The 23,771-nt window shown below is 59.6% G+C and carries 22 protein-coding genes; 12 read left to right on the top strand and 10 right to left on the bottom strand.

Features of this window, described 5'->3' with window-relative positions:
- Positions 1 to 85 precede the first annotated feature (85 nt).
- The 4 genes from LPB072_RS14375 to LPB072_RS14360 form a co-directional block, all read right to left on the bottom strand.
- Entirely contained in the window at positions 86 to 952 is an 867-nt protein-coding gene (locus LPB072_RS14375; protein WP_066084980.1) for a sulfurtransferase, read from the bottom strand.
- 165 nt (positions 953 to 1,117) lie between these two features.
- On the bottom strand, positions 1,118 to 3,340 hold the full coding sequence (locus LPB072_RS14370; RefSeq protein ID WP_066084512.1) for a PAS domain-containing sensor histidine kinase: 2,223 nt from the start codon (positions 3,338 to 3,340) through the stop codon (positions 1,118 to 1,120).
- 281 nt (positions 3,341 to 3,621) lie between these two features.
- Positions 3,622 to 4,512, bottom strand: coding sequence for a DMT family transporter (locus LPB072_RS14365; RefSeq protein ID WP_066084514.1), 891 nt, complete (start codon positions 4,510 to 4,512; stop codon positions 3,622 to 3,624).
- Positions 4,513 to 4,758: 246 nt separating this feature from the next.
- Positions 4,759 to 5,952 (bottom strand): aromatic ring-hydroxylating oxygenase subunit alpha, encoded by a 1,194-nt coding sequence (locus tag LPB072_RS14360; protein ID WP_066084517.1) that lies wholly within the window; start codon positions 5,950 to 5,952, stop codon positions 4,759 to 4,761.
- A 329-nt stretch (positions 5,953 to 6,281) separates the two neighbouring features.
- Between LPB072_RS14360 and xseB the strand changes: the two genes are divergently transcribed.
- From xseB to dut, 7 genes are all read left to right on the top strand, one after another.
- Positions 6,282 to 6,539: an exodeoxyribonuclease VII small subunit gene (gene xseB / locus LPB072_RS14355; protein WP_066084520.1), complete on the top strand. Its 258-nt coding sequence runs from the start codon at positions 6,282 to 6,284 to the stop codon at positions 6,537 to 6,539.
- The gene (locus LPB072_RS14350; RefSeq protein WP_231943249.1) at positions 6,536 to 7,441 is read left to right on the top strand and encodes a polyprenyl synthetase family protein; all 906 of its coding nucleotides are present in this window, start codon (positions 6,536 to 6,538) and stop codon (positions 7,439 to 7,441) included. The genes xseB and LPB072_RS14350 overlap by 4 nt, the downstream gene beginning before the upstream one ends.
- Before the next feature lie 33 nt (positions 7,442 to 7,474).
- Positions 7,475 to 9,370, top strand: coding sequence for a 1-deoxy-D-xylulose-5-phosphate synthase (gene dxs / locus LPB072_RS14345; RefSeq protein WP_066084522.1), 1,896 nt, complete (start codon positions 7,475 to 7,477; stop codon positions 9,368 to 9,370).
- A gap of 345 nt (positions 9,371 to 9,715) precedes the next feature.
- Entirely contained in the window at positions 9,716 to 10,795 is a 1,080-nt protein-coding gene (locus tag LPB072_RS14340) for a TRAP transporter substrate-binding protein (RefSeq protein WP_066084524.1), read from the top strand.
- Between the two features lie 144 nt (positions 10,796 to 10,939).
- Positions 10,940 to 11,488 (top strand): TRAP transporter small permease subunit, encoded by a 549-nt coding sequence (locus tag LPB072_RS14335; RefSeq protein ID WP_066084527.1) that lies wholly within the window; start codon positions 10,940 to 10,942, stop codon positions 11,486 to 11,488.
- Between the two features lie 15 nt (positions 11,489 to 11,503).
- Positions 11,504 to 13,237: a TRAP transporter large permease gene (locus tag LPB072_RS14330; protein WP_082876674.1), complete on the top strand. Its 1,734-nt coding sequence runs from the start codon at positions 11,504 to 11,506 to the stop codon at positions 13,235 to 13,237.
- Between the two features lie 70 nt (positions 13,238 to 13,307).
- A complete protein-coding gene (gene dut / locus LPB072_RS14325; protein ID WP_066084530.1) occupies positions 13,308 to 13,757 on the top strand; it encodes a dUTP diphosphatase in 450 nt (149 codons plus the stop codon).
- 40 nt (positions 13,758 to 13,797) lie between these two features.
- Here dut and LPB072_RS14320 read toward each other — a convergent pair whose 3' ends face one another.
- Complete coding sequence (locus tag LPB072_RS14320; RefSeq protein ID WP_066084533.1) at positions 13,798 to 14,346, bottom strand: FKBP-type peptidyl-prolyl cis-trans isomerase; 549 nt, start codon at positions 14,344 to 14,346, stop codon at positions 13,798 to 13,800.
- A gap of 77 nt (positions 14,347 to 14,423) precedes the next feature.
- Here LPB072_RS14320 and LPB072_RS14315 point away from each other — a divergent pair, with 77 nt between their 5' ends.
- From LPB072_RS14315 to LPB072_RS14305, 3 genes are all read left to right on the top strand, one after another.
- Positions 14,424 to 15,545 (top strand): JmjC domain-containing protein, encoded by a 1,122-nt coding sequence (locus LPB072_RS14315; RefSeq protein ID WP_407927810.1) that lies wholly within the window; start codon positions 14,424 to 14,426, stop codon positions 15,543 to 15,545.
- 37 nt (positions 15,546 to 15,582) lie between these two features.
- Complete coding sequence (locus LPB072_RS14310; RefSeq protein WP_066084535.1) at positions 15,583 to 16,089, top strand: hypothetical protein; 507 nt, start codon at positions 15,583 to 15,585, stop codon at positions 16,087 to 16,089.
- 232 nt (positions 16,090 to 16,321) lie between these two features.
- A complete protein-coding gene (locus tag LPB072_RS14305; RefSeq protein ID WP_066084538.1) occupies positions 16,322 to 16,693 on the top strand; it encodes a hypothetical protein in 372 nt (123 codons plus the stop codon).
- A gap of 127 nt (positions 16,694 to 16,820) precedes the next feature.
- Here the strand turns inward: LPB072_RS14305 and bamC are convergent, their stop codons facing one another.
- The 5 genes from bamC to LPB072_RS14285 all read right to left on the bottom strand — a co-directional run bounded on the left by bamC (position 16,821) and on the right by LPB072_RS14285 (position 20,884).
- Positions 16,821 to 17,954, bottom strand: coding sequence for an outer membrane protein assembly factor BamC (gene bamC, locus LPB072_RS14300; protein ID WP_066084541.1), 1,134 nt, complete (start codon positions 17,952 to 17,954; stop codon positions 16,821 to 16,823).
- Positions 17,955 to 17,989: 35 nt separating this feature from the next.
- The gene (gene dapA / locus LPB072_RS14295; RefSeq protein ID WP_066084544.1) at positions 17,990 to 18,880 is read right to left on the bottom strand and encodes a 4-hydroxy-tetrahydrodipicolinate synthase; all 891 of its coding nucleotides are present in this window, start codon (positions 18,878 to 18,880) and stop codon (positions 17,990 to 17,992) included.
- A 71-nt stretch (positions 18,881 to 18,951) separates the two neighbouring features.
- The gene (locus LPB072_RS14290; RefSeq protein WP_066084985.1) at positions 18,952 to 19,509 is read right to left on the bottom strand and encodes a class I SAM-dependent methyltransferase; all 558 of its coding nucleotides are present in this window, start codon (positions 19,507 to 19,509) and stop codon (positions 18,952 to 18,954) included.
- Positions 19,509 to 19,637 (bottom strand): hypothetical protein, encoded by a 129-nt coding sequence (locus tag LPB072_RS24075; RefSeq protein ID WP_269148688.1) that lies wholly within the window; start codon positions 19,635 to 19,637, stop codon positions 19,509 to 19,511. The genes LPB072_RS14290 and LPB072_RS24075 overlap by 1 nt, the downstream gene beginning before the upstream one ends.
- Entirely contained in the window at positions 19,634 to 20,884 is a 1,251-nt protein-coding gene (locus tag LPB072_RS14285; protein WP_407927759.1) for an MFS transporter, read from the bottom strand. The genes LPB072_RS24075 and LPB072_RS14285 overlap by 4 nt, the downstream gene beginning before the upstream one ends.
- A gap of 169 nt (positions 20,885 to 21,053) precedes the next feature.
- Here LPB072_RS14285 and LPB072_RS14280 point away from each other — a divergent pair, with 169 nt between their 5' ends.
- Together LPB072_RS14280 and LPB072_RS14275 are read left to right on the top strand one after the other, a co-directional pair.
- Positions 21,054 to 23,024: a DNA topoisomerase IV subunit B gene (locus tag LPB072_RS14280; protein ID WP_066084546.1), complete on the top strand. Its 1,971-nt coding sequence runs from the start codon at positions 21,054 to 21,056 to the stop codon at positions 23,022 to 23,024.
- On the top strand, positions 23,021 to 23,755 hold the full coding sequence (locus tag LPB072_RS14275) for a lytic transglycosylase domain-containing protein (RefSeq protein WP_082876675.1): 735 nt from the start codon (positions 23,021 to 23,023) through the stop codon (positions 23,753 to 23,755). The genes LPB072_RS14280 and LPB072_RS14275 overlap by 4 nt, the downstream gene beginning before the upstream one ends.
- Positions 23,756 to 23,771 lie beyond the last annotated feature (16 nt).

The raw sequence follows: 23,771 nt of genomic DNA, 5'->3' as shown, positions 1-23,771 counted from the left end.
TTGATGCGGTTATCGGCGCTTTGGGTGCATTTCTTTACAACGGGGGGATCACCTTGTCAGGGGGCGCAAGCCGGGCTGCTGTTGTCTAGCTTCGTGCCCGCGGTGTGCCGGGCGTGTTGCACCAGGCGCTCCAGCTGCCGGGATAGAGCGCTGTGAGACCCATGCCAGCCACCGCCATGGCCAGCAGGTTGGGCAGGGCGCTGACGCCGCTGCCACAGTGGTGAACAACACTGGAAGGGTCGCGCCCCGCCAGTAGTGTTTCAAATTCCTGCCGCAACTGGGCAGCGGACTTGAATTTGCCGTCAGGCGCCATGTTGGCAGCGAAAGGCCGGTTGAGCGCTCCCGGAATATGGCCAGCGACAGGGTCCAGCGGCTCAATTTCGCCGCGAAACCTGGGCGTTGCCCGGGCGTCAATGACGGTGAGCCCGGTGTCGCCCAGCCTGCCCAGAAGGGTGGCGGTATCGACCGTGGGCACCAGAGACCCACGCATCACCAACGGGGCTGTCGCGGCCGGGTGCGCGGCTTGCACAGCGCCGGTCTCCAGTGCAAACCCAGCCGCTTGCCAGGCCTGCAAGCCCCCATCCAGCACAGCGACTGCCTCGACGCCGCACCATTTGAGCATCCACCACAGGCGGCCGCAGTAGTTTGCGCCCTGGCGGTCGTACACCACCACCTGTTGGCCTTCGTTCAGCCCTGCGGCGCCCAGCCATGCGGCGAAGGTCGCTTTCTCGGGCAAGGGGTGGCGCCCGGCGAGCAAGCCGTCTGGGTGCTGCTTGTCGCTCAGGTTCAGGTCGAGGTCGGCATGCACCGCACCGGGAAGATGGCCTTGTTGGAACTGGTCGGCGCCGGCGCGGGCATCGGTGAGGTCAAAGCTGCAGTCGAACAGAAAGGGTGGGTTTTCTTTTTGTAGCAGGGCTTGCAGGTCGGATGCGGAAATGAGTGTGGTGTACATGGGCATATTCTGTTCCAGGGCCCCTTTTTCGCCAACAGGTCTTTCGGCGGAGCGGGGTGTGGCGTTGACGCGATCGGGCGAGCAGACAGAGGCCCTTTTTAGCAGCATCGTGCGGGCGTTTTCTTTTGGCCCGGTGGGTATCTCCCCTCCTTGAACCCGTTGCTTCTACGTCGGGTTGGCGGGTGGAAAAAGCGTTTGCCTGGGCGCAGGAGGGTGGCCAAGCGTCAGGGTGAAGGCGGCGCCTTGCCCGGTATCAGATCGGGCACGGATCGTTCCACCGTGGCGCTCCACAATGCGCCGCACAGTCGCCAGACCGATACCTGTTCCTTCGAAGCCGCTGTCGGGAGCGTGCAGACGCTGGAAGGGTTTGAACAACTTGGATGCGCCGGCCATGCTGAACCCGGTGCCGTTGTCTTTCACGCCAAAGGCCGCTGCCGCGCCCGGTTCGCAGGGTTCCTGGCCGAATTCGATGACGGCCAATGGCTGGTCGCGTGTGTATTTGGCGGCATTGTCCAGCAGGTTTTCCAGTGCGATGCGCATCAATTGGGGGTCACATTGCGCCAGCATGTTGGGTGCCACCCGCAAATCGAACTGGCGCCCCGAGAATTTTGTGGTGCTCAAGGTCGCAAACACGTCTTTGGCCAGTTCGCTCAGATCGACCCATTGCCAACGCAGCTCGCTCTGACTGATGCGGGCCAGGGCCAGCAGATCGGCGATGAGCACTCCCATGCGCGAAGTGGCGCCGAGGATGCGCTTGAACATGCTTTCTTCATTCGGGCTCAGGCGCCCTTGAAGCGTTTCACCCAGAAGCACGGTGAAACCGTCAATCGAGCGCAGGGGTGTCTTGAGATCATGGGATACAGAGTAGGCAAAGGAATCCAGCTCGGCGTTGAGGGTCTGAAGCTCGGCCGTGCGCTCACGCACCCGCTGTTCCAGCGTTTCATTGAGGCGCTGGATTTCGCGATCGCGTTGAAGACGCAGCAACTCGGCGGCGGCACGACCTCCATAGATGGTCATCAGCGCCGAAACCTCGGTGTGGTTGGTGATGGGCCGGCGCCACAGCGCGACCAAAATGCCCACGGGCTGGCCGGTTTCATCGCGAAGGCTCTGACCCACATAGGCCTTGAACTGGCCTTCAGCCAGCGCGAGATCATCGGGAAACAGTTCATCGACCCGGTCGGGGTAAATACAGAGGTCCGACTGGTTTGTGGCGTGGTTGCAGGGGGTGGCATCCAGGGAGTAGGTGAAGCGATCGAGTGCGGCACCGTCCTGGGTGCCTGCCAGAGAGATGACGTCGTTGCTGTTGCCCAGTTCGCCAACGAACAGCATATCGGCACCCATGGTCTTGGTCATGTTGCACACCAGGGATGTGAAGAACGCGTGGCCCGTCTGGCCTGCCATGCCGGTTGCCAGATCGAGCAACTGGGCTTCCCGCCGCTTTTCTTCGCTGACGTCGGAGACGATGGTGATGATGAGCCGGTCTCCGGGCTCTTCGCTGAGCTCACTCGACAGCAGCGCCTCAAACTGCGTACCGTCGGAACGCACGCCGCGGGCCGGTTGTTGGTGCTGGTGGTGCTCTTTGAGCAGCCGCTGCGTGTAGGCGCGACGGAGGCCGTCTTCGACCCAGAGCAGCCGATCAGACTGTCCCACCAACTGTTGTTTGGCGTAGCCAAAGCAGCGTTCGAAAGCGGGGTTGACGTCCAGGATCAGGCTGTTGTCGGCCGACTGGGCCACCATCGGACTGGGGCTGGATCGAAATATGCGCGCAAATCTGGCCTGTGCCTGATCGCGCTCATGTTCGGTTTCCTTGCGGCGCAGCAGCTCATTGAGTTGAAACCGGTGAGCCTGCTGTGCCCTGGACCGGGTGAAATACACCATGAGGCCGACCACCACAACACAAATCGATTGTGTGGCCCAGACTTTCACGCCAACGCCGGGGTTGGCCTTGTGGATATAGCCCGCAACTTCAGCCCAGTTGAGTGCGGCCAAGGCGACCACGCTGTAACCAGTGGCGGCCATCAGCGCTCTGCGCCCCAGGAACGAGCCGGCGGCTGCGACGCCACCAATGAACATGAACACCACCGAGCTGCGCACGGACCCACTGGCGATCACCCCCAGCGTGCCCACGATCAGAACCACAAAAATCACGCCATGGGTCAAATAACGGGCGTTGTTGGTCCGAATCAGCAGCAGCGTCAACCCGCTCAGCGCGGCGATGAATGGACTGATCCACATCTCGGCTGGGTTGGTTGTTGTGAAGGCCACCACGGGTATCAACAGTGTTGAAGCGATGCCCAGAAGAACCGTGATTTTCCTGAGCGTCGCCAACGCATAGTCCGACTCGCTCAAGCCCACTGCTGCTGGAAGGTCGGGACTGTTTTTGGACATGTCGATGTTGATGAAGGTTTGGCTTGCAGCGATGTTGCACGAATGAAAGAACGCGTGGGCACACTGATGTATCGGCAACGCTCAGGGCCACTTGAGCCAGATCAGGACAGTCAGCCACGCACTCGGCGGCATGCGGAGTGCGGAGTCGGATCTGGCGGGCGTGTTTCAGAGGTGCATTTTGGGTGCGCGACTGGGGGACTCCCTTGACGAGAAGCAAAGAACCTTACCTCCAATGCGCCTTGTTGAAAAGCGTCGTGCCCGGCCTCAGGCCCCAAGGCGATTCAATGCACTTCTGCGGGTGCGTTGGGTACGGCCCGCTCGCGCAGGATGGTGGCAGTGATTCCGCTCACGATGATCAAACCCATGCCGGCCCAGCCGATGAAGGGCAACTGGTCGCCAAAGATGGTCAGGCTGTAGATGCCTGCAAACACGATGCCTGAATACTGCAAGTTGGCGACGACCAGGGTGTGCCCACTGGCATAGGCGCGTGTCATGCACAGTTGTCCAAGCACGGCCATCATGCCAATGGGGAACAGCCACGCGGCACTTGGCCATTGCCACGCGTTGACGCCAACCACGCCCATGCCCAGAGCCCCCACGAGCACAGCGCCGCATGAGAAGTAGAAAACGGTGCGGCTTTCGGGTTCTCCCGCCCTTGATAGTGCCGCAACCTGCAGGTAGGCAAAGGCTGAAAAAATGCCAGAAACCAGACCTGCCAAGGCGCCTGCCATCTGGTCGGGAGTGAAGCTTGGGCGCAGCATCAGCGCAACACCGATGAACCCACTGATAACTGCGACAAACAGCGGGGCCTGCTGGCGAATGGGTGTTTGCCGGTTTTGCAGAATCACGGCACCGCCGAGCAAAAAAGCCGCGATCCAGACGCTGCTCATGTAGTTCAGTGTCATGGCCGTGGCCAGCGGCAGCTTGCCAATCGAATAAAACCAGGAGGACAGCGCAGTCACACCCACCACACTGCGCCACAGATGCATCATCGGCACAGTGGTGCGCAACGAGACGCCCCGTGCACGGGTCAGGCCGATCAGGAAAATCACGCCCACCAGCCCGCGGTAGAAGACGATTTCAAAACTGTTGAAGTCGTCGGAGGCGTACTTGATGCACACACCCATCGTCGCGAACAAGAAGGCGCCGAGAACCATCCACAAGGCTTGCATCAGGAAGCACTCCCCTGCGCGGCCTTCGGCGTCACCCCTTCAAGGGGGCGCCACTGGCGGCCGGGCAAAGCCCGTTTCACGGTAACCCTGGAAAGGTGCACTGTTGCTCCAGGGAGTGGGTCGAATTGATCAAAGATCTCAAGCGCAGTGCTTCGAAGAAAGCTTGCGCGCTTCACGCAACACGAGCACGAGTGGCGGGAATCCATCCGGAGTACGTGCCTAAAACCCAGAACGCCGTCGGTCCGGCTACGCCGGTCGACCCGCGTTGCCCCCTTGGGGGGGGGACGCCGAAGGCGGCGCAGGGGGGAGCTTGTCCACATACCACTCATGGAAATGCTGCATGCCGTCTTCCATGGGACTCTGGTAGGGGCCGACTTCGTTGTCGCCGCGTGCAAGCAAGGCTTTTCGGCCAGCGTCCATGCGTTCGGCAATTTCGTCGTCCTCGATGCAGGTTTCCATATAGGCAGCGCGTTGTGCTTCCACGAATTCGCGCTCGAAGGCCGCGATTTCTTCTGGATAGTAGAACTCCACCATGTTCAGTGTTTCGGTCGGGCTCACGGGATGTAGCGTGGAAACGGTCAACACGTGGGGGTACCACTCCACCATGATGTGGGGATAGTAGGTGAGCCAGATGGCCCCGTGTTCCGGTGCTTTGCCGTTGCGGAAATCCATGAGCGCCTTGTGCCAGCGTTCATAGGTCGGGCTGCCGGCCTTGCCAAGCAGGTTTTTCGCGCCAACGGTCTGTACCGAGTATTCGGGTTTGAACTCCCAGCGCAAGTCTTCGCAGGTCACGAAATTGCCCAGCCCCGGGTGGAAGGGGCCTACGTGGTAGTCCTCCAGGTAGACCTCGATGAAGGTCTTCCAGTTGTAGTTGCAGGTGTGCAGTTCCACATGGTCGAGCACCATGCCGTCGAAATTCAATTGGCTGCGCGGACCCATATGGGCCAGGTCGGCGGCGATGTCACGGCCGTTGTCTTCGAACAGCAGGCCGTTCCACTCGCGCAACTTGTAGTTGTTGAGGTCAAGACAAGGGTCGTGCGAGAAATGGGGCGCACCCAGCAGGTTGCCGGCTTTGCTGTCGTTGCCTTGGCCGCCGCTGTAAGTCCAGCGGTGCAACGGGCAGACAATGTTGCCACCGGCGCTGCCCGCCTTGGTCTCACCCAGATTGCCTCGCCCTTTGAGCATCACCGCTTGGCGGTGGCGGCACACGTTGGAGACGAGTTCGATTCCCTGCCCGGTATGCACGAGCGCCCGCCCGCCCGCCTCTTGCGGCAGCGCGTGGTAGTCACCAGGGTTGGGGACGGCAAGTTGGTGCCCCACATAGCGGGGCCCTTGCTGGAAGATGGTTTCCAATTCGCGCTGGAACAGCGCTTGATCAAAATAGCTGGAAACCGGGAGTTGGCTTCTGGCCTGCTGAAATTGAAGACTTAAATCAGACATGAAGGTCCTGACCTGAAGGCTCCCCCTATGAAGGGGCAGGTAAGCGCGGGTCGAAAAATCAATTTGCGCGGGATGGGCGGAGTAGTGTGTCCCTCCGGGGGCGGGTGTCCCGTCAGTGGATGAAAAAGGGGGGTGAATTGTACCCCGCGAGGGGATACCCATTTGCAGGCGGTGGCCGGATGGCTCGATCGCACCGTACCCATGGTTACGAAGGGACGGGATAAAATGTGACGTTTTGTCGCACCCGGTTGGGTGTTGCTTGCTCTAATTCAGCTGGATGGCCAGGAGGGGTTTGATCCGAGCACACTCCACCGATCGTCCTAGCCCGCATGACTTCAACGCCCGCCGCCCCCAAGACCCCTCGCTCAGCTGCCGCCAAGCCGCCTGCCAGCTATGAAGCCGCGCTCGAGGAGCTGGAGCAACTCGTTGCTCAGATTGATGCGGGCCAGCTGCCCCTGGACCAGTTGTTGTCCCGGTATCAGCGCGGCGCTGAGTTGCTGGCGTTTTGCCGCCAGAGACTGGCGGCTGTTGAGAACCAGATTCAACAGCTTGAGGGTGGTGAGCTCAAGCCCTGGAGCGGGGCGTGAGCGGCGTTCTGGCCGAGGAAAGCGTCTCAGCAGCCTGGCGTTGCGCGCAACAAGAGCGCGTTGAGCAGGCGTTGAGTGCCTGGGTGTCTGCGGACGCGCCCGCAGGTTTGGGCGAAGCGATGCGGTATGCGGTGCTGGATGGTGGTAAACGCTTGCGTCCCCTGTTGACGTTGGCCGTGAGCGAGGCGGTTGAGGGTGCCCCGGAAGCGGCGATGCGCGCCGCCTGTGCCCTGGAACTGATTCACGCCTACTCTCTGGTTCACGATGACATGCCTTGCATGGACAACGATGTGCTGCGCCGTGGAAAACCCACGGTACACGTGGCCTTTGGAGAGGCCCAAGCCTTGCTCGCAGGAGACGCTTTGCAGGCGCTGGCTTTTGAGCTTCTGGTCCCCGAGGATGGCTCGGTGGTGCCCGCCATGTCAGCGCAACTGTGTCGTCAGTTGGCCTGTGCTGCGGGTGCTGCCGGTATGGCTGGTGGGCAGGCCATTGATCTGGCCAGCGTGGGTACGGCGCTGGACCGCGCCGGGCTGGAGAACATGCACCGGTGCAAAACGGGTGCGTTGCTGCAAGCCAGCGTCATGATGGGTGCGGCCACCGGTGAGTGTGATGCCCAGGCGCTCCGCAGTTTGCGTGAATATGGCGGCGTATTGGGCCTGGCCTTTCAAGTGGTCGATGACATTCTCGATGTCACCACCGATTCAGCTACGCTGGGCAAGACCGCAGGCAAAGATGCCGCCAGTGACAAACCGACCTTCGTTTCTCTCATGGGCCTGGCTTCAGCCCAGTCCTGTGCGGATGAATTGCTGGCGCAGGCCCATCAGGCTTTGCGTCAGAGTGGTCTGGCACAGACTGAGAACCTGCATGCGCTGGCTGACTGGGTAGGTCGCCGCGCGAGCTGAGCGCCCGTTGAACCCGAAAAACAAGACGAGACCATGACCCAACTTTTGGCTTCCATCAATTCGCCTGATGATCTGCGGCGCCTTTCGCGGTCGCAACTGCACCCGCTGGCGGATGAGCTGCGCCGTTTTGTGATCGACAGTGTGTCGAGCACCGGTGGTCATTTGAGCTCCAATCTGGGCACCGTGGAACTGACGGTGGCGCTGCACTATGTGTTCAACACGCCCCAGGACCGCCTGGTATGGGATGTGGGCCACCAAACCTATCCCCACAAAATTCTGACCGGTCGCCGCGATGGCATGAAAACGCTGCGCCAACTGGGCGGCATCAGTGGCTTTCCTCGGCGTGAGGAAAGCGAATACGACACCTTCGGCACCGCCCATTCGTCCACCAGTATTTCGGCGGCTCTGGGCATGGCGCTGGCGTCCAAGATCAAAGGCGAAGACCGCCGCAGCGTGGCCATTATTGGCGACGGTGCCATGACCGCCGGGATGGCTTTCGAGGCGCTGAACAACGCAGGCATTGCAGACGGGCGGCTGTTGGTGGTGTTGAACGACAACGACATGTCGATCTCGCCCCCGGTGGGCGCGCTGAACCGTTACCTGGCGCAGCTCATGAGTGGTCAGTTCTATTCGGCGGCCAAGAATGTGGGCAAACAGGTTTTAAAGGGTGCGCCCCCATTGTTTGAGTTGGCCAAGCGCTTGGAGGAGCATGCCAAAGGCATGGTGGTTCCAGCAACTTTGTTTGAGAAGTTTGGCTTCAACTACATCGGCCCGATCGATGGCCATGACCTCGATTCATTGATCCCGACGCTTGAAAATATACGGAGCCTGCTCGACTCGGACAGCGGTCCGCAGTTTCTGCATGTGGTCACCAAAAAGGGCCAGGGCTACAAGTTGGCAGAAGCCGATCCGGTGGCCTATCACGGCCCTGGCAAGTTCGATCCTGCGGTGGGTCTGGTCAAGCCAGCCAACAAGCCCAAAACCACGTTTACACAGGTCTTTGGCCAGTGGTTGTGCGACATGGCTGCGGCTGACCCCAAGCTGGTGGGTATCACGCCAGCCATGCGCGAGGGCTCGGGCATGGTGGAGTTCGAACGACGTTTCCCCGGGCGCTATTTTGATGTTGGCATTGCCGAGCAACATGCCGTGACATTCGCGGCCGGTCTGGCTTGCGAGGGGCTCAAGCCCGTGGTGGCCATTTACTCCACCTTTTTGCAGCGCGGTTACGACCAGTTGATTCACGATGTGGCGCTGCAAAAACTGCCCATGGTATTTGCGCTCGACCGCGCAGGGCTGGTCGGCGCCGATGGCGCAACCCATGCCGGCGCCTACGACATTGCCTTTGTGCGGTGCATTCCCAATATGTCGATGGCCTGTCCGGCCGATGAAGCGGAATGCCGCCAGTTGCTGTCCACCGCGCATGCGCAAAACCACCCGGTGACCGTGCGCTATCCGCGTGGTGCAGGCGTGGGCACCGAGGTGCCAACTTCGCTCGATGGTTTGCCATTCGGCAAGGGCGAGGTGCGGCTCGAGGGGCAGGGCGTGGCCATTCTGGCATTTGGATCCCTTTTGTATCCGGCACTGGAGGTGGGCGAATCGCTGGGTGCAACGGTGGCCAATATGCGCTGGGCCAAACCCCTGGACCTTGAGCTGTTGCGTACCTTGGCAGCCTCTCACCAGGCGCTGGTGACGGTGGAGGAAGGGTGCACCATGGGCGGAGCCGGCAGTGCGGTGCTGGAGGCGCTTCAGGCCGAAGGCTTGACCCTTCCGGTTCTGGTACTGGGCCTGCCTGACGAGTTCATTGAACACGGCGACCCAGCCAAGTTGCTGGCCATGGTGGGACTGGATGCAAAGGGCATTGATGCCGCGGTTCGAGCCAGGTTTGCCGGGTTGATCACTCCTGCTCCTGAGCGTGCGGCTGCCGCTTGACGGCGGTTGTCGGGAAAGGGCGCGCTGGCCCAGTGTTCTCTCCGCCTGGACGATGCGACCGGCCGTATTTGTTTGTCAGATGAAGGGCGGTTGGTGTTGGCTGTGTCGCGTTGGGTGGACACTGCCTGCTGAACACTTTTCAGCGTTTGCGTGAAGAAATTTCCGCAGCGCCTGCAATGCGTGCTTTGGCGATGAAGAAAGCGCCGAAAGTATGACGTTCCGAGGGAAAACCCGTGAAAAGTGGGGGTACTCCTTCCTTACAATGTGCAAGCCAAAAGCGCATTCTGTTGTCCTTCCAACAGGTCGGACAAACCCAGTAAGAATCATTGAATTGGAGTTTTCACTATGGATCGTCGTTCCATCATCAAGCATGCCGGTATCGCTGGCGTGTTGGCCGCAGGTGTCGCACCCGCTGTTCACGCTCAAGCAGCCATTCGCTGGCGCCTGGCCTCGAGTTTCCCCAAATCCCTGGACACCATTTTTGGTGGAGCCGAAGTCTTTGCCGATATGGTCAAGCAAATGTCCGGCGGCAAGTTTGAAATCTCCGTGCATGCTGGTGGCGAGTTGATGCCCGCTTTTGGCGTCGTCGACGGCGTTCAGCAAGGAACCGTTGAGTGTGCCCACACCGCGCCTTATTACTTCTTCGGCAAGAACGAAGCTTTTGCCCTGGGTTGTGCAATTCCGTTTGGCATGAACAGCCGTCAGCGTTCCGCCTGGATGATGCACGGCAACGGTGGCAAGCTGATGGCCGAGTTCTACAACGACTACAACATGGTCAATTTCCCTTGCGGCAACACGGGCGCCCAGATGGGTGGCTGGTACCGCAAGGAAATCAAGAGCATGAAAGACATTCAAGGTCTGAAAATGCGCATCGGTGGCTTCGGCGGCCAGATCTTGAAAGGCATTGGCGCCCAGCCACAGAACATTCCTGGCGGCGAGATCTACCAGGCGCTGGAAAAAGGCACGATCGATGCTTGCGAATGGGTCGGCCCATACGATGATGCCAAGCTGGGCTTCAACAAAGTGGCGCCTTACTACTACTTCCCAGGCTGGTGGGAAGGTGGTCCAGAGCTGGACGTGTTCATCAACAAGGATGCCTTTGCCAAGCTGTCGCCTGAAAACAAGGCCATCGTCAAGGCCGCAGCAGCCTATGCCCACCTCGACATGCAGGCCAAATACGATGCACTCAACCCGGGCGCGCTGAAAGCGCTTGTGGCGGCGGGCACGAAGCTGCGCCAGTTGCCGAAAGACGTGATGGATGCCGCATTCAAAGAAGCCGAGCGCAGCTACGAAGAACTCAACCAGAAGAACCCTGCCTGGAAAAAGATCTACGCTGACTGGTCCGGTTTCCGTCGCGATGCCAACCAGTGGTTCCGCCTGACCGAAGGCACCTTTGACCGCTACATGCAGCAAGCCAAGCTGTAATCCACTTCTATGTGGGAAAAACCCCGCCTCGGCGGGGTTTTTCAATCGCTTTTTTGATGAATGGGGTGATCCCCTTGACGTCGGTGGCTTTTCAAAAAATGGCCACTGAAGATGAAGTTTTCCCGGTAACGCCAAGGTATCTTGATGAAACAGTTGCTTGTAATCTCGCGCTTTATCGATGCGCTCAATGAATGGGTGGGCAAGGGCGCTACCTGGCTGATCCTGGCCACAGTGCTGATCAGCGCTGGCAACGCCCTCATGCGCAAATTCTTTGGACAAGGCACCAATGCCTTGCTCGAAATTCAATGGTATTTTTTTGCAGCGGTGTTCACCCTGGGCTCAGGTTATGCATTCCTGCGCAATGCGCATGTGCGCATTGATTTTTTGTCCAACAAGTTTTCGGCGCGCACGCGCAACTGGATCGATGTCGGTGGCATCCTCATTTTTCTGCTGCCACTTTGCTACATGATGTTCACGCTGACCTGGCCATTGCTGGTACAGGCATACGAAACGGGTGAGATGTCATTCAACCCGGGCGGTCTGATCCGGTGGCCGGTGTACGCCATGCTCCCTGCGGGCTTCTCGTTGCTGGCTTTGCAAGGTCTGTCTGAACTGCTCAAGCGCCTGCATTTTATTTTTGGTGATGGTCCTGACGTGCTTGCCCACGATCACTCACACGAAGCTGTCGAATAAGCCCGGACCCAGATCATGATCGAATTTCTCCAAGTCAATTTTGTACCGGTGCTGTTTGCCGGTCTGTTGTGTTTTCTGATGCTGGGCTTCCCAGTTGCATTTTCCCTGGCCGCGACTGGCCTGGCGTTCGGTCTCTTGGGCATTGAGATCGGCCTGTTTCCCGAGGTTTTGTTTCAAGCGCTGCCGTTGCGTGTGATTGGCATCATGTCCAATGAAACGCTGCTGGCGATTCCCTTTTTCACGCTGATGGGCATCATTCTTGAACGCAGCCGAATGGCCGAAGAGCTGCTGGAAACGGTGGCTCAGGTGTTTGGCCCGGTCCGCGGCGGCCTGGCTGTGGCTGTGATTCTTGTGGGCGCTTTGCTGGCAGCCACCACCGGCGTTGTGGCTGCAGCGGTGATCTCCATGGGCCTGATTTCCCTGCCCATCATGCTGCGCTACGGCTACAACCGAACCATCGCCACGGGCACGATCACGGCCTCTGGCACTTTGGCCCAGGCCCTGCCTCCTTCGCTGGTGCTGATCGTACTGGCCGACCAGTTGGGTCGCTCTGTGGGCGATATGTACCAGGGCGCTCTGCTTCCCGGCCTGATGCTGGTGGGTTTGTATATCTTGTTCATCATGGTCGTTGCCATCGTACGTCCCAAGTGGGTACCGGCTTTGCCTGCAGAAGCGCGTATCTATGTTCAGCCGAACGGCAGCAGCGGCCACAGGTCGTTGTTGGGTTTGTTTGTTCTGTGTGCCGTGGCTGGTTATTTCTGGTCCGGGGTGCATGAAAGCATCATGAACCCCTTCCTGGGCCGCGAGACGCCTGCGCCGGGTGATGAGACTTTCATCATGTCGACCACTGTGGCCACTTTCCTGGCGCTGTTCCTGGCCATCCTGAACCGGGTCTTCAAGCTGGGTCTGATCTCCCGCTTGACGGAGCAGGTCACTTTTGTGCTGATCCCGCCATTGATTCTCATCTTCCTGGTGCTGGGCACGATCTTCCTGGGTATTGCCACGCCCACCGAAGGGGGCGCCATGGGCGCAGTGGGGGCGCTGATCATGTCTGCGTTCCGCGGTCGCCTTTCCTTCAAGGTGCTCAGTGGTGCCTTGGAAAGCACCACGCAGTTGTCCATTTTTGTGCTGTTCATTCTGGTGGGCGCCACCGTGTTCAGCTTTACGTTCAACGCGGCCGACGGCCATATCTGGGTCGAGCACCTGTTCAAGGGATTGCCTGGCGGACAGATGGGTTTCCTGATCCTGGTGAACATTCTGGTGTTCATTCTGGGTATGTTCATTGACTTCTTCGAGATCGCGTTCATCGTGATTCCGATGTTGGCGCCTGTGGCCGAAAAACTGGGTATTGACCTGATCTGGTTCGGCATCATCCTGGCCATGAACTTGCAGACCTCTTTCCTGACGCCTCCCTTCGGCTTTGCCTTGTTCTATTTGCGCAGCGTGGCGCCCAGGGTAGATTACGACGACGTGGTCACTGGCAAGCGCATTCCCGCAGTGACCACATCTCAGATCTATTCAGGTTCGATCGCCTTCATCTTCCTTCAGGTCATCATGATCGCGGTCATTGTGATGAACCCAGGGCTGGTCTCCGGGAACATCACCAAAGTGAAGAAGCTCTCTGAAGAGAGGGTCGAGGAATTGATGAACATTCCGACGTCGGATTACGGGGCAGATGCCTGGCCAGGTACTGACTCGACCACGCCAGCCGAGGGCGCGACCGACCCCAGCGATCCTGTGAAGTGGTGATGCATTTGCACCTGCCGTTGGAAGACGGCAGGCGTGCATACCCAACGTGACTTCAACCGGACGAAGAGTGATGAAAATTGACGTGAAGGTATTGGATGCCCGCATGGCGGACCAGTTGCCAGCGTATGCAACCCAGGGCAGTGCTGGACTTGATTTACGGGCCTGCATTGACTCGCCGCTGACGCTCGAACCCAACGGATGGCAGCTGGTGCCTACCGGGTTGGCCATTCATTTGGCTGACCCGGGCTTCGCGGCCATGCTGTTGCCGCGCTCAGGCTTGGGGCACAAGCACGGTATCGTGCTGGGCAATCTGGTGGGATTGATCGACAGCGACTACCAGGGACAACTCATGGTGAGTGCCTGGAACCGCAGCGACGTGCCGTTCACCATCGAACCCATGGAGCGCATTGCCCAGATGGTGATCGTGCCAGTGGTTCAGGCCCACTTCAACGTTGTCAACGAGTTCGCTGGGGCAAGCGAGCGCGGCGCAGGCGGTTACGGTTCTACTGGCCGGAGTTGACAGCTGGCGGCAAGGACTTTCGAGCCAATGCCGGCTTTTTTCAATGGAGGGTAGGGCGTTCGGGCGCCTGTTCCCCGGGCAATGGGTCTCCATCCGGGTTGATCTGCATGTTGAAAAAACCTGTGCCCAGGCTGCCTAGACCGATTTCGCTCACATCGGCCTCTCTCACACTGTGCACGTGTAGCTGGATTCGCAAGGCGATGCCCGCGAGCGGGTGGTTCGCGTCCATGACCACATGGTCCGGGTAGATATCGCTGACGAAAAACAAGCGGTCTTTGGGGGCTGCCGCATTGCACCCTTCGGGCAGGCCCTCGAAACCCATGCCCTCTTCGAGTTCCTTGGGAAACAGGTGGCGAGGTTCCAGAAAGAGCAGGCGGTCGTCATAGTCGCCAAAGGCATCCTGGGGCTCGATCTGCAGGTCAATCTTTTCGCCTGGCTCGTGACCTTGCAGCGCTTCTTCGATTTTTTTGAGCAAATCGGTGCCGCCAACGAGGAACTCAATCGGTTCATCCAGCGTATCCAGTTCTTCGCCCAGGGTGTCTTTCAGTGACCAGGTCAGTGCGACCACACATTGTTCAGTGATTTTCATCCGACAATTGTCCCATGACACATCCTCATCCAGAACAACCTTCGCCTGCCTCCAGATCCGCCAGGCCTGCATCGACCATATCGCCCGATGTTCCGCAAACGATGCTGGGCGGCTTGACGACCGCCCAGTTTATGCGGCGCCATTGGCAGAAAAAACCGCTCCTGATTCGCGGTGCATTTCCCGGCTTTCAACCGTTTGTGAATCGGCAAGCGCTGTTTTCTCTTGCGGCTGACGAGTCGGTGGAATCGCGGGTCATTGTTCACAAGCCCAAAGGCTGGACGTTGAAGCATGGCCCTGTGCCGCGCACTTCCTTGCCCCCTTTGAAGCAAAAGCGATGGACATTGTTGGTGCAAGGCGTGGATTTGCACCTGGATGCAGCCCATGAACTGCTCAAGCGGTTCCGCTTTGTTCCTGATGCGCGGCTGGACGATCTGATGATTTCCTGGGCCAGCGATGGTGGCGGCGTTGGCCCACATTTCGACAGCTACGATGTGTTCCTGCTGCAAGCCAGCGGTCAGCGACGCTGGCGCATTGGTCGACAGAAAGACCTCTCACTGGAACCCGGGGTTCCGCTGAAAATTCTCAGCAACTTTGAGCCGGAGGAAGAGCACCTGCTCAACCCTGGAGACATGCTCTACCTGCCTCCACGTTGGGCGCATGACGGTGTCGCGGTAGGGGACGACTGTATGACCTACTCTGTGGGCTTTCGGGTTCCGCAGCGTGGTGGTTTGGCCGGGGAGTTGTTGCAGCGCGTGGCCGACGAGTTCGAAGACACCACGCTGTACCGCGACCCCCGACAGGCAGCCACGGCCAATCCGGCTGCCATGCCGCCGGCATTGGAAGCGTTCGCCCTGCAAGGATTGGAGCGTTTGCTGCAGGAGCGCCAGTCGCTTGCCTGTGCGCTGGGAGAAGTGATGACCGAGCCCAAACCCAAGGTCTGGTTCGAAGAAGCGGTCTCGGACTGGCGACCAGGAGCGGTGGTGCTCGATCGCCGAACGCGCATGATGTATGACCCACGCCACCTGTTCATCAATGGCGAGAGCTTCCGTGCCGGAGGTGCCGATGCGAAACTGATGCAACGGCTGGCTGACCAGCGTTCGCTGAATGCCCGATCGGTTATGCAGGCGAGCACGGGGGCCCAGGCATTGCTGCAGGACTGGTTTGAAGCAGGGTGGCTGCATGCCAGCGAAGAGGTCTGAAACAGGCCACCATAGGGATCACAACGGAGGTTTAACCATGTCTTCAACGCAACCCGATGTCAAACCGCTGTTCACGGGGGCCTGGGAGGGGCGCAATTTTTTTGGCGATCTCATTCGTCAGGCGCTCGAGACGGCTGCGAATGAAAGATGGAAGCTGGTTGTTTTGAGTGATCCAGATTTTGCTGACTGGCCTTTGGGTGAGCGTGCCGTCGTGGATGCGCTGCAAAAGTGGGCGAGCAAAGGGCGCCAATTGCATTTCTTGGCGCGCGATTTTCGCTTTCTCCAGGCGCGAGCGCCTCGGTTGGTGCAGTGGCGAGTGACCTGGGACCACTTGGTGCAAGCCCGCGCGTGTCAGGGGGCAGCTGCCGAGGCCCTGCCTAGCGCAATCTGGTCAGGTGAATGGACACTTGAGCGGCTGGATCTGGTTCACGCCCGTGGCGTCGCCACCAACGACCCCAAGCGGCGCATCGAATTGCGGGAACGGCTGGACGCCTGTTGGCAGCAAGGCGCCCAGGCGTTTCCTGCGAGCACCTTGGGTTTGTGAACTATAGGTTTCTAAAGTGCGGAATTACAACACTTTATTGTGTGAAAAAGAAAAAGTTGATAAGGGTAAATCCGGTTGATTTTTTCTCGCTATCATTGGAATCCAGTCTGGTAGCCGGGTAAAAAACGGTTGTCTGACTGAGTCAATCAGGCTCGAATCTTGGATTCGGGTTTTTTTTTGAATTGACTCAAGAATCACCCTGCTTTTTGTACTTATCTATTGGAATACCACCATGAAAAAATCTCTCTTGCTCGTTAGCTTGCTCGCCGCCATCGCCATGACCGCTTGCGGTAAAAAAGAAGAAGCCGCCATCGAGGCACCTGCTGCTGCCGTGATGGATGCCGCCAAAGAAGGTGCTGCTGCCACGATGGAAGCCGCCAAAGACGGCGCTTCCGCCACGATGGAAGCTGCCAAAGACGGCGCTGCTGCCGCTACCGAAGCTGCAACCGACGCCGCTTCCGCTGCAACCGATGCTGCCAAAGACGGCGCTGCTGCCGCTGTTGACGCAACCAAAGACGCCGCCAGCGCTGCTGCTGACGCTGCCAAAGAAGCTGCTGACACTGCCGCTGCAGCTGCTAAAGATGCTGTGAAGCCTGCTCAGTAAGCTCCAAAGGGGCTGGACAATTGTTTCCAGTCACTTTGAGCATGAAAAAAGCCGCCCTGGGCGGCTTTTTTCATGCTCTCTCGACCCCTTGACATCATTTTCTGCGGGGTCCGGGAGGGGCGCGCTGTCAATTGAGATCGGAGGCCAGCAACTCGACAATGCGCTTGGCATCGCTTGGGGGTGCTGCATTGCCTTTTGCATCCAGCACAGAAACCCTGGTGGTGTCGCCTGAGCCCATGACCTTGAACTGGTATTGGGCGGGCTTTGTTTCCTGCTTGCTGCTGAAGAGGCCGCTCAGAAAGCCCTTCTTTTCATTGTCGGAGGCGTTGGCAGGCACGAATCGCACGAAATATACGCCCTGCGCACGGTTGCGGTCTTCAACCGTGAAGCCCGTTCGGTCCAATGACAATCCAACGCGACGCCAGGCGAGATCGAAGCTTTCGTCCACCACCAACACCGGGCCTTGGGCCTCATTGACCACGCGCGCGACGGGTTTGGCGGCCACGGTGGCAACTGCCGACTTGGCTTCTTCAGCGGAGGCGCCCAGCTTGATCATCAGGCGGCGCAGGAACTCGGTTTCAAGCTCTGAGTCGCTGGCGCGCGGCTGCCATTTGGTCGAGTCCTTTTGAGCGGTGGTGTACACCTCCTCCATGCCCCGATGGCTGATGTAGATCTCGGTGCCGCCGTTGCTGCTGCGCTCAAGGCGGGTTCGGAATTTGTCGCGTTCTCCCGAAGAGTAAAGGCTGTCAAAGACTTTGCCGATGGTTGCCCGAATGAAGTCTTGCGGAATCTTTGCCCGGTTCTCTGCCCAATCGGTTTCCATGATGCCGATCGTTTCCTGATCAACGGCCAGCACAAACCCGTTCTCTTTCCAGAACTCGGAGACTGGATTCCAGAGTTGGCCAGCCGGGCGGTCGACGACCAGCCACCGCTGGCTGCCGGCCCGCTCTATGCGCACATCGCCCATGGCATTGAGTGCCGTGGAGCCCGAGGCGGGCGCTGCTTGAGTGGCTTGCTGACCGCTGGCGGTGGTCGAGTTCGCACCGGGAACGGTGTACCGGCTTTCTGCGCTCAGCTGCGTCAGGTCAGGCGGCACGTCCAGGGTGGTGCCTTGCTTGGCGCTTTTGTAGTCGATCTTGTCTTCTTGCAAGATGGTGCAGCCGCTGGCAAGCAATGCCGCTGCGGCCACAGCACTGAGGCGCACAAGGTAAGCCTGGCTTCGGGTGGGTTCGGGAAAAGAGCGGGTGTGGAGGACGGGCATGGTGAAAGGGGATTGGGTGTGTATGGGCAATCGGCTCAGCTCAGCAAGCCACTGGCTTTGAGAGCGGATTCGACCAAGGGTTCCAAGCTGCGCGACATGGGGGTCAGTGGCAAGCGCATGGATTCCTGACACAGCCCCATGCGGGCCATGGCCCACTTGAGCGGGATCGGGTTGGCTTCGACAAACAGGTTCTTGTGTACGGGCATGAGCTTCATCTGGATCGCCATGGCTGCACGGGTATCACCGGCAACGGCCGCCGCGCAAAGCTCGTGCATCAGACGCGGGGCGATATTGGCGGTCACGCTTACATTGCCTTGGCCACCACACAGCATCAGTGCCACTGCGGTCGGATCATCGCCCGAGAGCACAGCAAATCCCTTGGGCACTTCGCGGATCAGCCAGATGGCCCGATCGATATTGCCGGTGGCCTCCTTGATGCCGACGATCCCGGGCAACTGCGCCAGCCGAAGCACGGTTTCCAGTGACAGATCGGCCACGGTGCGCCCAGGCACGTTGTAGAGCACCATGGGCAGATCGTGGCCAGTGGCGTCGGCGATCGCCTTGAAATGCTGGAACATGCCTTCTTGGGACGGCTTGTTGTAGTAAGGCACGACTTGCAGTTGGTAGTCGGCGCCCACGCTCTTGGCGAATTTGGCCAGGTTGATCGCCTCTGCTGTGGAATTGGCGCCGCAGCCGGCCATGATTGGCACGCGTTTGTTGGCCTGTTCCACCGAGACGCGGATGATTTCACAGTGTTCATCGACTGTGACCGTGGGCGATTCGCCCGTGGTGCCGACAACGCAGATGCAGTCGGTGCCTTCGGCAATGTGCCAGTCGATCAGTTTGCGCAGGGTGGGATAGTCAATTTTTCCGCCCTCGGACATGGGCGTAACAAGGGCGACGATGCTGCCAGTGATGGGGGTCATAAACGTTGCTTCAAATGAGGTTTCGGGAGAAGTGAGGCGGAAGTCCTCGTCTTCCCGGCACTGGGCTCATTCTACTCAGAGGCGTTGAGTAAATGGCGAAACGGCCGGGTTGCCGAGGTGCCCGGTTTTCGTATGGCCACGATACGTTGCACGAAGCGATCGGGCGCCGGGCAAAAGCCGTCTTCGTAAGCCACCGTGTGCAATTCGGCCGCCGCTTGCAACAACTCGCCCGGTTGCAGCAAGAAGTCCGGCCTGGATGGCTTGCCCACGGTCTCATTGCCGGTGGCAAAAGTTTCGTAGATCAACACACCACCGGGGGCTACGCTGGCCACGAGACGGGGTAAAAGGGGCCGCCAAAGGTAGTTGGTGACCACCACGGCATCGAAGGTGGCGCCGTCCAGTGGCCAGGGGTTGTTTTCAATATCGGCCTCGATAGCCCGCCCCACATCCGCAACGGCCGCAATGGATTCGGGTGAGCGGTCGATGCCTGTGACAGCGTGGCCGCGCCCGGCGAACCACCGCATATGGCGTCCATGGCCGCATGCCACATCCAGCACGGAGCCGCCAGTTGGCACCAGGTGGCTCCAGCGCTGTACCCAGTCCGATGGTGAGCTCAACGCGTGTGCCATCAGAAGCAGCTCCACAGCTGGTCGGCGAGATTCACCAGAAAGTCGGGCCGGTTGTAGAGCGCGAACGTGCCCAGCAAGGCGAGCGCTGCTGCACCAAACGCGAATGCCTTGATGATTGCGGGCTTCATGCGGCTACCGCCTCTGCCCGTTGTGGTCCGCGCACGATCGGGGTTTCGCGAACCGGCAAGTTGATCAAGGCAGCAAAAACGCCCAGGGCGATGGCGATGTACCAGACGATGTCGTAGCTGCCGGTTCTGTCATACAGGTAGCCACCCAGCCAAACGCCCATGAAGCTGCCGATCTGGTGACTGAAGAAGACGAAGCCGCCGAGCATGGACATGTGGGCGACGCCAAAAATCTGCGCGATCATGGCGTTGGTGGGCGGAACGGTCGAGAGCCACAGAACGCCCATGACCGAAGCGAACACATAGACACTCATGGGGGACAGCGGCACGATCAGGAACACGCTGATCACCACAGCGCGGGCAATGTATATAAATGCAAGGATGTGGCGTTTGGGCAGACGCTGGCCCAGGGCGCCCGCCGCATACGTGCCGATCACGTTGAAAAGGCCGATCAGCGCCAAGGCGTAGCTGGCGACCTGCGGTGAAAGACCGTTGTCTTTCAGGTAGCTGGGCATGTGCACGCCGATAAAGACCACCTGGAAGCCACAGACAAAGTAACCCGCCATCACCAACTGGAAGCTGCGGTAACCCATGGCTTCTTGCAGGGCTTGCAGAATGGTTTGTTCGCGTGGTGGGGTGGATGCACCGCCAAAGCCCGGCTCGCGCAAGCCACGCGCCAGCGGCATGATCAGAAAAATGGCGCCAGCCAGTATCAGCAAGGCTTCTTGCCAGCCAAATGAGCTGATCAACCACCCTTCGACTGGCACCATCAGAAACTGGCCGAAAGAACCGGCTGCAGCGGCCACGCCCATGGCCCAGGAGCGCCTTTCCGGCGCGATCTGGCGCCCGATCACACCGTAAACCACCGCATAGGTGGTTCCCGCCTGGGCTGCGCCGATCAAAACGCCAGTGGTCAGGGCGAAACCCATGGTGGTGGTGGTCAGGGCCATACCGGCCAGACCCATGGCGTAGAGAAGGGCTCCACCAATCAGTACGCGCATGGCGCCGAACCGGTCAGCGGCCATGCCGGCAAAAATACCGAAAACACCCCAGGAGAGGTTTTGAATGGCCAGCGCGAAGGAAAAACTCTCGCGTGTCCATCCCTGGGCTTGTGTGATGGGTTGCAACCACAGGCCAAAACCGTGTCGCACGCCCATGGACAGGGTCACGATGGCGGCCCCGCAAGCCAATACTTGCCAAGCTGAAAGTCGGGGAGGAGCGGCGCCCATGGCACCTGCGTTTGAAATCATCCTAGAAATGTATCCAATTCACCTGGCAAGCGCACAGCACGGGGGTGACCCGGCGCCGTGATATTTGATGCGGTGATTGATGTCTTTGGTGCATAGGTTGCTTGTGCGGCGGTCGATATATGGACGTACATACAGTCTTTTTCAGATCTTGGGCCTACAATTCGCCCCCATGGCGACCCAAAGCAACTCTGAATATTCCGAAGGCTCGATCCGCGTTCTCAAAGGCCTAGAGCCGGTGAAACAGCGCCCGGGCATGTACACCCGCACCGATAACCCGCTGCACATCATCCAGGAAGTCCTGGACAACGCGGCCGACGAGGCGTTGGCCGGTTTCGGCAAAAAGATCAAGGTCACACTGCACGCCGACAACTCGGTGAGCATTGAGGACGATGGCCGAGGCATTCCATTTGGCTTGCACCCCGAAGAAAAAGCACCCGTGGTGGAGCTGGTCTTCACGCGGCTGCATGCGGGTGGCAAGTTTGACAAGGGCAAGGGTGGGGCTTATAGCTTTTCAGGCGGCCTGCATGGCGTGGGCGTGAGCGTGACCAACGCGCTGTCCACCCGCCTGGAAGTCACCAGCTACCGCGAGGGCCAGGTGGCCAAGCTCGCTTTTTCGGCTGGCGATGTGATCGAGCCGCTTGTGACGGTGCCCAAAGGCGAGGGCGATCGCAAGCAGGGCACCACCGTGCGCGCCTGGCCAGACGCCAAATACTTTGAGTCTGCCTTGCTGCCCATGGGCGATCTGACGCATTTGTTGCGCAGCAAGGCCGTGTTGATGCCGGGCGTCAGCGTGACGCTGGTGAACGAGAAGACCAAAGACACCCAGGTCTGGCTTTACAAAGGGGGTTTGCGCGACTATCTGCAGCAAACGCTCAATGGTGAGCCTGTGATTCCGTTGTTTGAAGGCGAGGGCTTTGCCGACAGCGGGCACGACAGTTTTGCCGAAGGCGAAGGCGCTTCATGGTGTGTGGCGTTCACCGAGGACGGCCATCCTGTGCGAGAAAGCTATGTGAACCTGATCCCCACCAGCGCGGGCGGTACCCATGAAAGTGGCTTGCGCGACGGCCTGTTTCAGGCTGTCAAGAGCTTCATCGAATTGCATGCGCTGTTGCCCAAGGGCGTGAAGTTGCTGCCTGAAGACGTGTTCGCACGCGCCAACTATGTGCTGAGCGCAAAGGTGCTCGATCCGCAGTTCCAGGGCCAGATCAAAGAACGCCTGAACTCGCGCGATGCTGTGCGCCTGGTGGGCAGTTATGTGCGCCCGGCGCTGGAGTTGTGGCTCAACCAGCATGTCGACTATGGCAAGAAGCTGGCAGAGCTGGCCATCAAGGCCGCGCAGAGCCGCCAGAAGGCCGGCCAGAAAGTCGAGAAGCGAAAAGGTTCGGGTGTGGCCGTTTTGCCGGGCAAGCTGACAGATTGCGAAAGTCGCGACCTGGCGCACAACGAAGTGTTTCTGGTCGAGGGCGACTCCGCTGGCGGCAGCGCCAAGATGGGCCGTGACAAAGAAAGCCAGGCCATCCTTCCGCTGCGCGGCAAGGTGCTCAACACCTGGGAGGTGGACCGTGACCGCCTCTTCGCCAACAACGAAATCCACGACATTTCGGTGGCCATCGGCGTTGACCCTCATGGTCCGCTGGACACGCCCGACATGAGCGGTCTGCGTTACGGCAAGGTGTGTATCTTGTCGGACGCCGACGTGGATGGCTCGCATATTCAGGTCTTGTTGCTGACGCTGTTTTTCCGCCATTTCCCCAAACTGATTGAAGCAGGCCATGTGTATGTGGCGCGTCCGCCACTGTTCCGGGTCGATGTGCCTGCGCGCGGCAAGAAGCCGGCGATGAAGCAATACGCCCTGGACGACGGCGAGTTGCATGCCATTCTGGACAAGGCCGAAAAAGACGGCGTGGCGCGCGAAAAATGCCCCATCAGCCGTTTCAAAGGTCTGGGCGAGATGAACGCCGAGCAGTTGTGGGACACCACGCTCAACCCTGACACGCGTCGCTTGATGCAGGTCACACTGGGTTCACTGGATTTCGCCGGTACCGAGGCGCTGATCACCAAACTCATGGGCAAGGGCGAGGCCGCATCGCGTCGCGAGCTGATGGAGCTGCACGGCGATTCGGTGGAGATCGACGTTTGAAGGCAATCCAACGGTTGGCGCTCGCCATCACCACGGGGCTGTTGCTCCTGGCGGGTGCGCCTGCCCATGCCGAGGTCTGGGGCTATGTCGATGCCCGAGGCCAAAAGCACTTTGCAGATCATCAGGTCAGTCGCCGCTACCAGCTCCTTTTTCAGAACCCGGGCAGCTCTTCTCCCACCGATCGCTCGGTGCGTTCGAGAGCCGCCAGTCTGCACACGGCTTTTGAGATTTCGGTCGGCTACAAAGCCGTCAAGCACCTGATTCGGGAGGCTGCTGCGGCCTCTGGCGTGGACTACGACTTGTTGAAAGCGGTGATATCCACCGAGTCAAATTTCAACGCCAAGGTGGTGAGCCCGATGGGTGCGGTAGGACTGATGCAAGTGATCCCCGAGACCGCCGAGCGCTTCGGTGTGAGCGCCAAAGGTCGCCAGACGGTGGAGCAACGCCTGACCGATCCCCGAACCAATTTGCAGGCGGGTGCACGTTACCTTGCGTGGTTGCTCAAGAGGTTCGATGGCGAGGTTCCTTTGGCGCTGGCTGCCTACAACGCCGGCGAAGGTGCGGTCGATCGAGCGGGCCGGCAGATACCCAACTACAGTGAAACCCAGAATTACGTGCGCAAGGTGATGCGCCTGCACCAGGATTTGCGTCCTCCGAAGGCCATTCGCATGCAGCGCACAACCACGCAGCAAGCCAGGGCTGATGGCGCAACACCCGCCACGCCGCTGTGATCGCAAGCAATTGAAA

The organism is Hydrogenophaga crassostreae (assembly GCF_001761385.1).
Lineage (GTDB): Bacteria > Pseudomonadota > Gammaproteobacteria > Burkholderiales > Burkholderiaceae_C > Hydrogenophaga > Hydrogenophaga crassostreae.
This window is presented reverse-complemented; position numbering and strand designations above follow the sequence as displayed.